8 protein-coding genes and 1 pseudogene are annotated in these 7,775 nt (G+C 64.0%); 4 read left to right on the top strand and 5 right to left on the bottom strand.

The features are described from left to right. Positions 1 to 440 precede the first annotated feature (440 nt). The gene (locus tag PQI23_RS13830; RefSeq protein WP_339975526.1) at positions 441 to 758 is read left to right on the top strand and encodes a hypothetical protein; all 318 of its coding nucleotides are present in this window, start codon (positions 441 to 443) and stop codon (positions 756 to 758) included. Between the two features lie 177 nt (positions 759 to 935). On the opposite strand, the gene PQI23_RS13825 is transcribed toward PQI23_RS13830, so the two are convergent. The 5 genes and pseudogenes from PQI23_RS13825 to PQI23_RS13810 all read right to left on the bottom strand — a co-directional run. Next, on the bottom strand, positions 936 to 1,529 hold the full coding sequence (locus PQI23_RS13825; RefSeq protein ID WP_339975524.1) for a DUF305 domain-containing protein: 594 nt from the start codon (positions 1,527 to 1,529) through the stop codon (positions 936 to 938). A 71-nt stretch (positions 1,530 to 1,600) separates the two neighbouring features. Further along, entirely contained in the window at positions 1,601 to 2,050 is a 450-nt protein-coding gene (locus PQI23_RS13995; protein ID WP_445238443.1) for a DUF6153 family protein, read from the bottom strand. A gap of 46 nt (positions 2,051 to 2,096) precedes the next feature. Continuing rightward, complete coding sequence (locus tag PQI23_RS13820) at positions 2,097 to 4,040, bottom strand: heavy metal translocating P-type ATPase (protein ID WP_339975528.1); 1,944 nt, start codon at positions 4,038 to 4,040, stop codon at positions 2,097 to 2,099. 294 nt (positions 4,041 to 4,334) lie between these two features. Beyond that, positions 4,335 to 4,661, bottom strand: a complete 327-nt coding sequence (locus PQI23_RS13815) for a heavy-metal-associated domain-containing protein (RefSeq protein ID WP_339975522.1) — start codon at positions 4,659 to 4,661, stop codon at positions 4,335 to 4,337. A 24-nt stretch (positions 4,662 to 4,685) separates the two neighbouring features. Next, positions 4,686 to 4,850: pseudogene (locus PQI23_RS13810) on the bottom strand (metal-sensing transcriptional repressor); the annotation flags it as partial. Between the two features lie 142 nt (positions 4,851 to 4,992). Between PQI23_RS13810 and PQI23_RS13805 the strand changes: the two are divergent. From PQI23_RS13805 to PQI23_RS13795, 3 genes are all read left to right on the top strand, one after another. Then, a complete protein-coding gene (locus PQI23_RS13805) occupies positions 4,993 to 5,397 on the top strand; it encodes a four-helix bundle copper-binding protein (RefSeq protein WP_339975520.1) in 405 nt (134 codons plus the stop codon). A 141-nt stretch (positions 5,398 to 5,538) separates the two neighbouring features. After that, entirely contained in the window at positions 5,539 to 6,171 is a 633-nt protein-coding gene (locus PQI23_RS13800) for a DUF305 domain-containing protein (RefSeq protein WP_339975518.1), read from the top strand. Between the two features lie 165 nt (positions 6,172 to 6,336). Continuing rightward, the gene (locus tag PQI23_RS13795; RefSeq protein WP_339975516.1) at positions 6,337 to 6,936 is read left to right on the top strand and encodes a recombinase family protein; all 600 of its coding nucleotides are present in this window, start codon (positions 6,337 to 6,339) and stop codon (positions 6,934 to 6,936) included. Positions 6,937 to 7,775: the final 839 nt, after the last annotated feature.

The following is a 7,775-nucleotide window of genomic DNA, read 5'->3' as shown; positions in this document are numbered from 1 at the left end:
GGGGGCATAGTGATCATCCTTCCAGGCCAGCCGGAACCAGCCATATCGAATGTCACCTAAACGTGCAGCAGACCCGGGCTAGCGAGGAGTCAGATGCCTCGGTCTTCGCAGTCGCGGAGGCCCATCGGCCGGAGGACGCCCGGTATGTGAGCTGGCCGTCGGTTCCGGATCCAACGAGACGCCCGTCGTTGAACGCTGCGATGAGGACCATTCGTGGTGCTTCCGGGTCGAGGGTGAAGGTTTTTCGCCGTCGCGCCTGATGTGCAAGCCGGTGGAGTTAGTCGCGTAGTCCACGTCGGGATCGCTGGGATGGACGAGGATGTCCCATGCGTCGATGCCGGCGCCGTCGTGCCAAGTGCGCCCGCCGTCGTCGAAGCGGTGGACGACACCGAAGTTGTTCGCGTAGATGCGTTCCGAACTGCGGGGCTGACGGTGAGGTCATGGAAATCGGCCTCGCCTGCGAGCGAGAGGATTTGCCAGGTGTCACCGCCGTCGTCGGAACGGATGAGTACGAGGTTGCCGGACCCGAAGCGGCCGGGACTGTTCTTGTCGGGGTATCCGAAGGCGTAGAGCACACCACCGGCGGTAGCGAAACCCATCGCGGCGAAGTCGTTTCCGGCGATGGGGCCGATGAGTTCCGTATCGCCGGCGAGTGCGTCGAGTTGGTATATGCCGTCGTGACTGGCGATGAGGAGGCCGCCGGTACTCGGATTCTCGGCGAGCCCGTGAATGTGTTCGAGGGCGACTGTGTGTCATGATCGGGATCGGCGGGCCCGATGCAACCGGTCAGGATCAACATTGCGGTGTGGCGAAGGTGAGCGTGGTGACGGCGCGGCGATGGGCGGGATGGACGGGCGTATTTTCTCCAGGAGTGCAGATGGGCGACACCGGGTGGCCGTCCGTCGGGGACAGCCACCCGGTGGGGAGGGGACTGATCACCGTTGGGTGAGCATGTCCTCCATCTGCGCGATCTCGGCTTTTTGGTCGTCGACGATCTTCTGCGCGAGGGCGAGAGCATCGGGGTTCTCACCCTCGCGCAGCTCGGTCTGCGCCATGTCAAGGGCGCCCTCGTGGTGGACGATCATCTGCTCGAGAAACAGCGTGGAAGCGGTCTCGCCGTCGGCTTCTTCGAGGGCCGTCATGTCCTCTTCGGACATCATCCCGTCGCTGTGATCCATGCCTCCCATGTCGGTGTCCTGTCCCCAGGCTTCTAGCCACTGGTTCATGGTCTCGATCTCGGGGGTCTGGGCGGCTTTGATGTCCTCGGCGAGGCCGGTGACCTCCGCGTCGACATCGTCTTTGGCCAGCAGCGTGTCGGACATCTCGATGGCCTGCTGGTGGTGCATCATCATGCCCATTGCGAAGGAGACGTCCGCGTCGTTGAACGTCGCGTCGCTCGCATCGGCGGTCGCGCTGCTGCTGTGGTCCATGCCTTCCATGTCGCTGCCGGCGGTGGTGTCACTGCATCCGGCGAGGACGAGCGCCCCGGCGAGGATACCGGCGCTTAGGGTGAGAGTGCGGAACTTCATGAATACTCCAATGTCGTGAGGTGTGTGCGGGCGCTCTGAAGCGCCCCGTGTCTGCGAGGGGCAAACACAGTTCACGTACGACTGATGGAGAGGACCGTCAGGTCTGGCGGGCGCACTGGGGCAAGCACCGTCGGATACGTCGCGGCTGGCGCGGTGGCGATTCGAGGGAGGAGGAAACCTGGCCCGGGGCGGATAGTGAGGATGATCGCTGCGGCGAGGAGCGCGAGCACGCACGCCATGAATCTCATCTCGTCCATATCGCCCGCGCATCCACCTCCATCGGAGCAGGGAGCCGCGGCAACGGGCTGTGTCGTCACGGGGGCTGCATCGTGGGTCCCGTTGTCGTGGTGCGTGATGTGTGCGCCAGCGGTGACGGCTGCGTGGTGTGCCGGGACGGTGCTGAACACGTGCATGCCGAGCAGTCCGATCAGCACGCCGAGCACCAGCGTGGAGGTGAACAGGACGGCGCGCCGCAGGGTTGGGCGTCGGTTCTTCCCGCGACGCGGTTCCGTTGTCCGCATGCGACGTCCTCCTCTCTGCACGACCGGACCCTACAAAGCTCCCCTGTCAGCTCCCCTGAAGCACCGTGCTAGTGGTGACGTCGGGGCGCAGGTCGAGCCGGCGCAACAGCTGCGCGTTGAGGGCGACGACGATCGTAGACAGCGACATCAGGATCGCACCGACCGACATCGGCAGCACGAAACCGACCGGGGCAAGGATGCCCGCCGCGAGCGGCACGGAGATGAGGTTATACCCCGCCGCCCACCACAGGTTCTGCTTCATCTTCCGGTAGCTCGCCCGAGACAGCTCCATCACCGACAGCACCGAGCGGGGGTCGTCGCTGGCAAGGATGACCCCCGCGGACGCGATCGCCACATCCGTGCCAGCGCCGATGGCGACACCGACATCGGCCTGCGCGAGAGCAGGGGCATCGTTGACGCCATCGCCGACCATCACCACCTTCCGCCCCTCGTCCTGCAGCTGCTTCACCTTGGAAGCCTTGTCTTCGGGGCGCACGCCGGCGAAGAACCGGTCGATGCCGATTTCCTCAGCCACGGACGCTGCGACTGCCTCCGCGTCGCCGGTGATCATCACGACCTGGACGCCGCGAGCATGCAGCGCGTCGATCGCTTCCCGGGACTCGCTGCGGATCTCGTCTGCTAGACGCAGCGCCCCGGCGACCTTCCCGTCGATGAGGATATGAAGGATGATCGCGCCTTCTTCGCGCCACACGTCAGCGATGCTTAGCTCGCCGGCACCTTCTTGCTCGAGGAGGTAGGGCCCTCCGACCTGCACAGTGCGGCCGTTGACGGTGGCGCGGACGCCGACGGCCGGAGAGGACTCGAACCCTGTCGAGCCGGGCACGATGAGGTTCTTCGCTGCGGCGCCGTTCACAACCGCCCGTGCGAGCGGATGCTCGGAGTCGCTCTCGGCAGCAGCTGCGAGAGCGAGGAGTCGATCGGCGTCGATTCCCTCGACGGGGTGGATGGCGGTGACGGCGGGGGTGCCCCTGGTGAGGGTGCCGGTCTTGTCGAACAGCACCGTGTCGGTGGTGCGCATGCTCTCCAACGCGAGCCGGTCCTTGATCAGCACGCCGCCGCGCGCAGCCCGCTCGGTTGCGATCGACACCACCAGCGGGATCGCGAGGCCGAGGGCGTGGGGGCAGGCGATTACCAGGACGGTGATGGTGCGCACCACGGCCTGGTCGGGAAGTCCGAGCAACGTCCAGACAGCGGCGGTGACCACCCCGGCGAACAGCGCGAACCAGAACAGCAAGGCAGCGGCGCGATCGGCGATCCGCTGGGCGCGGGAGGAGGAGCTCTGCGCCTCAGCGACGAGCCGTTGAATGCCGGCAAGGGTGGTGTTCTCACCGATCGCGGTGATCTCCACCCGCACGCCCGAGTCCGTCGCGACCGTTCCGGCGGTGACCTGCTCACCCACCGAACGTCGCACCGGGCGGGACTCCCCAGTGATCATCGCCTCATCCATGCTCGCCGACCCCTGCACAACACGCCCATCAGCAGGGACACGCCCCCCGGGGCGGACGATGACGACGTCGCCGACCTGGAGGTCGGCAGGAGCGACGGTGACGGTGGTGTCCCCATCGATCCGCTCGGCCTCATCGGGCAGCAGCGCCGCGAGGGAATCCAGGGCCGAGGTTGTCTGCGCCAGGGAGCGCATCTCGATCCAATGCCCCAGCAGCATGATGACGACCAGGAGTGCCAACTCCCACCAAAAGTCGAGCTCATGGTTCAGCAGCCCCAGGCTAGCTCCCCACGAGGAGAGGAACGCCACCGTGATCGCCAGGCCGATCAGCAGCATCATTCCCGGCTTGCGGGTGCGGACCTCGCTGACGGCGCCGGTCAGGAACGGTGCCCCGCCCCAGACGTACATCACCGTGCCGAGGACGGGAGAGACCCACCCAACCCACCCCGCGTTTGGAAGCGAGTAGCCCACCAGCATCGCGAACATGCCCGAGAAGCCCACCACCGGGACGGCGAGGATCAGCATCACCCAGAACAGTCGCCGGAACTGACCGACATGATCGCCATGCCCCGCATGGTCGCCGTGTGCGACATCGCGCTCGTGGCCGTTCACCCGGTGGACGTGCGCGCCCTGACTGCGAGAATCCGAGTTGCCGTGAACTGGGCGATGGACGTCGGCGGGGTCGGTGGCAATCGCTTCGCGCATTCCTTCCGCGGTCTGCTCGGTGTCGCCGTGATCGTGATGGTGGTCGTGCTCGCTCATCGGTGCCTCCTGTGCGGTGCGTGCGTTGGTGAAAGTCGCTCGATTCGAGAAGGCGGTTCAGGCGGGGATGCCGGAGACGGCGTATCCGGCCTCGCTGACAGCCGTGCGGACGGCGTCCAGGTGCAGTGGAGTCTTGCTGTGAATGGTGACGGCCGACACCCCGCCGACGTTTAGATCGACACTCACCTGCTCGACCTCGTCGAGGGCAGAGAGTTCTTCCGTGACGCTACTCACGCAGTGCCCGCACGTCATGCCCTCGACCAAGACCTTCGTCGTCACCTCGGCCGTCGCGGCGGTCTTTCGCGAGGGCGCTTCCGGGGCTGCGCAGCAACTGCACCCGGCACCGGAGTCCTTCAGTCCCAGTTCGACACGTTCAATTGTCATTAGGGGTTCCTCTCGTCGGAATGGTCAGGAACACACAAGCCGGGCGATCGCAGCGTTCGCCTCGCGGACTTTCTCCTCCGCCACCGACCCGCCCTGCGTGGCGGCCTCGGCAACGCAGTGGCTGAGATGATCACCGAGCAGCGAAAGGGCGACAGCTTCGAGCGCCTTCGTCGCCGTAGCCACTTCAGTAGCGCGTCCTCGTTCTCCGCATGCCCGTGCTTGGGCACGTTACTATACCTAGGGAGGGTATATCAACCCCCTTCGGTGCACCCCCTTCCTCGCCCTAGTGTCACCTGCACCGGGGAGAGTCCCCGGGGAAGGGGAAACAGTCATGACTGTCGCAGATCAGATGCTCGCCACTCATCCGAAGATCGGCTCCGCCGCAGCACAGGACATATTGCTGCGCTGTATCGAGAGGTGCGTGGAATGTGCGCAGGCTTGTACCGCCTGCGCCGATGCGTGCCTTGGCGAGGACATGGTGGCCGAGCTGGTCATGTGCATCCGCAGAAACGCTGACTGTGCCGATATCTGCGCGGCCACGGGCGCAGTACTCTCCCGGCAGACCGAGCCCGACGCGGCGACCGTCCGCACGCTCCTCGAAGCGTGCCGCACGGCCTGTGCGTCCTGTGCGTCAGAGTGTGAGCAGCACGCCGACATGCACGAGCACTGCCGGGTGTGCGCCGAGTCCTGCCGCCGTTGCGAGCAGGCGTGCGCCGACCTGCTGGCCACGCTGTAATCCGCCGCCGCACCACATCTCGGCGTGCTGCTGAGCAGCAGCACGCACGTCGCACCATCCACCTCAGGCGCCGGCGCATCCTCGACGATTACTACCCCGTCCTCAGCGCCCGCACTGGCCACCGACCGCACCGGGAGAATCATGGCTTCCAACGAGCAGCACGCCCCACAGCCCCCCAACCAGAATGCCCAGGACGGTGAGCGCTCGAAGGAGAGCAAGCACGGCTCCGGCGGGCACTCCTGGAAGATGTACCTGCGCTTCGCGGCGATGATCCTCACCGGGATGGTCGTCATGTATTGGGTGATGTTCGTCGGCTCCTGGGAATGGAGCCACGTCCGCTTCAGTGAGAGTCGAGTGTTCATGGCACTCACCATGGGCGGCACCATGGGGTTGGTGATGCTGGCCTGGATGCTCAACATGTACAAGAACACCAAGGCGAACATCGCGATCGCCACCGCCAGCGTCCTGTTGATCACCGGTGGCATCGCCCTTGACCGCAGCCAAATCACTATCAATGACTCTGACTGGATGAGTGCGATGATCCCTCACCACTCCCTCGCCATTACCCGCTCCGAGCGCGCCCAGATCCAGGACATCCGCGTCTGCGAACTGGCCGCGAAAATCAGCGAGGCCCAGCGGAACGAGATCCTTGAGATGGACTGGCTAATCGACGACATCCAGCGCAACGGCTTCGCCGACACAGTGGAAGAAGCGGAGGCGCGGCCTGCGCCTACCTTCGACCGGACGGCGCTGCGACAGTGCCCCACCCAGTAACTAGGACGTTTTACAAAACAATAGCTAAATAAGACACTCAGTATCGGAGCAAATCTGAGCTTCGATGCCGCCTACTTTCTGAGTACCAGTTGTCTCGAAAACTTGTCTCGCAGTATTTTGTCTCAACCGATAGTGGTGGAGGGCTTTCTGGGGCATTCTGGTGTTATGAGACTGTTGGGGTACACGCGGGTGAGTACAGTGAGCCAGGATGCGCGTTTGCAGCTCGACGCTTTGAGAACAGAGGGAGTGCAAAATCGCGATGTCTTCTCCGATGTCACTTCGGGAAGCCGAGCGGCGATCAAGCGTCCCGGCATGAAGAAGCTGCTCGAGTATGCCGAACCCGGCGACACGGTAGTGGTGTGGCGGATTGACCGACTCGGTCGCTCACTCATCGACGTCCTCAATACGGTGAACCTGCTGCGTGAACGCGGCGTGAAAGTGCGATCTGTGTCAGACGGAATCGACCCGGAGACATCCTCGGGCCGATTGATGCTCGGGATGCTCGCGACCTTGGCCGAGTATGAACGGGAACTGATCACCGAACGCGTGAATGCTGGCATCGCGGCCGCGAAACAGAACGGCACGAAGTTCGGCAGGCCCCCAGTCAACCCATCCGTGATCGAGGAAAAGCTGCAGATCGTTCGGGAGGCTCGAGCAAAAGGTCGAACTGCGGTAGATGCGGCGAATCTCGTCGGCTGGTCACGGGCCACGCTCTACCGATACCAGCGCGGTGCAGACGATACAGTGGTAGCCAAACGGGTGTGACATGGATGCGCTGGCGCGGTGGCGAATCCTGCGACTCAATGTAGAGGACGCAATTTCCCTCATTAAGTGGACACGAGAAACCGCTGTCGGCTGCGTCTCACCTACGCCATCATCGGTCAATCACAGGGGCGCGGGGAGATTGGAGTAGCTGGAGTCTGCGGGGGTTGTCCTAGCCGACACCGAGCAGACCTTCTTCGCATCCTTACTGTGGAAAATCTATTCGGGAGACTTGCTTGCTTGATGCCATGCGGCAACGTAACGGGGCATCAAAGCGGTTCTTGAGAAGGCCCGACGCGGCTCCCTGACGAACGTTTATTGGAGATGCGGTCAAGTTCAGGTTTGTGCTGTTGGCCGGGCCGTCCGGCAGCTCAGCCGCCGGTGCTACCGTGATTTCAAAAGAAAGGGGGGTCGAGATGCGCTCGCTTGCAGGCCACGCGCAGGCAATGCCGCCCATGCGATCCGTGCTGTTGTTTGGTGCAGCTGTGATCCTGGTCATCGTGGGGTTGCTGGGAATGCACACGTTTTCTGCCACGCCCGGCGGGCATGGCCCCGCCGCCTCTGGCCAGCATCAGAGCTCAGCCCTGCAGAAAGATTCTTCCCTGAACCATTCCGCTGGTGCAGTCGCCCACTCGAGTCTCCCGGGCAATGTTCCCGCCGTGACTGAGAACGTGGATCCCGGATCACATGACGGGTGGATGCTTGCTTGCGTCCTCGCTCTCCTCACTGGCATGTTGTTGCTTGCCGCGCCATTTCTGATTCGAAGGGGTCTGCTGCACGTTTAGGTGACATTCGATATGGCTGGTTCCGGCTGGCCTGGAAGGATGATCACTATGCCCCCT

This window comes from Leucobacter sp. USCH14 (assembly GCF_037619215.1).
In the GTDB taxonomy this organism is placed as follows: Bacteria; Actinomycetota; Actinomycetes; order Actinomycetales; family Microbacteriaceae; genus Leucobacter.
Note: the sequence above shows the minus strand (reverse complement) of the source record. Positions and strands in the feature narration are given on the sequence as shown.

Coding starts and splice junctions, on each gene's coding strand:
- PQI23_RS13830 (WP_339975526.1), top strand. CDS start 441: ATGGAAATCGGCCTCGCCTGCGAGCGAGAGGATTTGCCAGGTGTCACC.
- PQI23_RS13825 (WP_339975524.1), bottom strand. CDS start 1,529: ATGAAGTTCCGCACTCTCACCCTAAGCGCCGGTATCCTCGCCGGGGCG.
- PQI23_RS13995 (WP_445238443.1), bottom strand. CDS start 2,050: ATGCGGACAACGGAACCGCGTCGCGGGAAGAACCGACGCCCAACCCTG.
- PQI23_RS13820 (WP_339975528.1), bottom strand. CDS start 4,040: ATGCTGATCCTCGCCGTCCCGGTGGTGGGCTTCTCGGGCATGTTCGCG.
- PQI23_RS13815 (WP_339975522.1), bottom strand. CDS start 4,661: ATGACAATTGAACGTGTCGAACTGGGACTGAAGGACTCCGGTGCCGGG.
- PQI23_RS13805 (WP_339975520.1), top strand. CDS start 4,993: ATGACTGTCGCAGATCAGATGCTCGCCACTCATCCGAAGATCGGCTCC.
- PQI23_RS13800 (WP_339975518.1), top strand. CDS start 5,539: ATGGCTTCCAACGAGCAGCACGCCCCACAGCCCCCCAACCAGAATGCC.
- PQI23_RS13795 (WP_339975516.1), top strand. CDS start 6,337: ATGAGACTGTTGGGGTACACGCGGGTGAGTACAGTGAGCCAGGATGCG.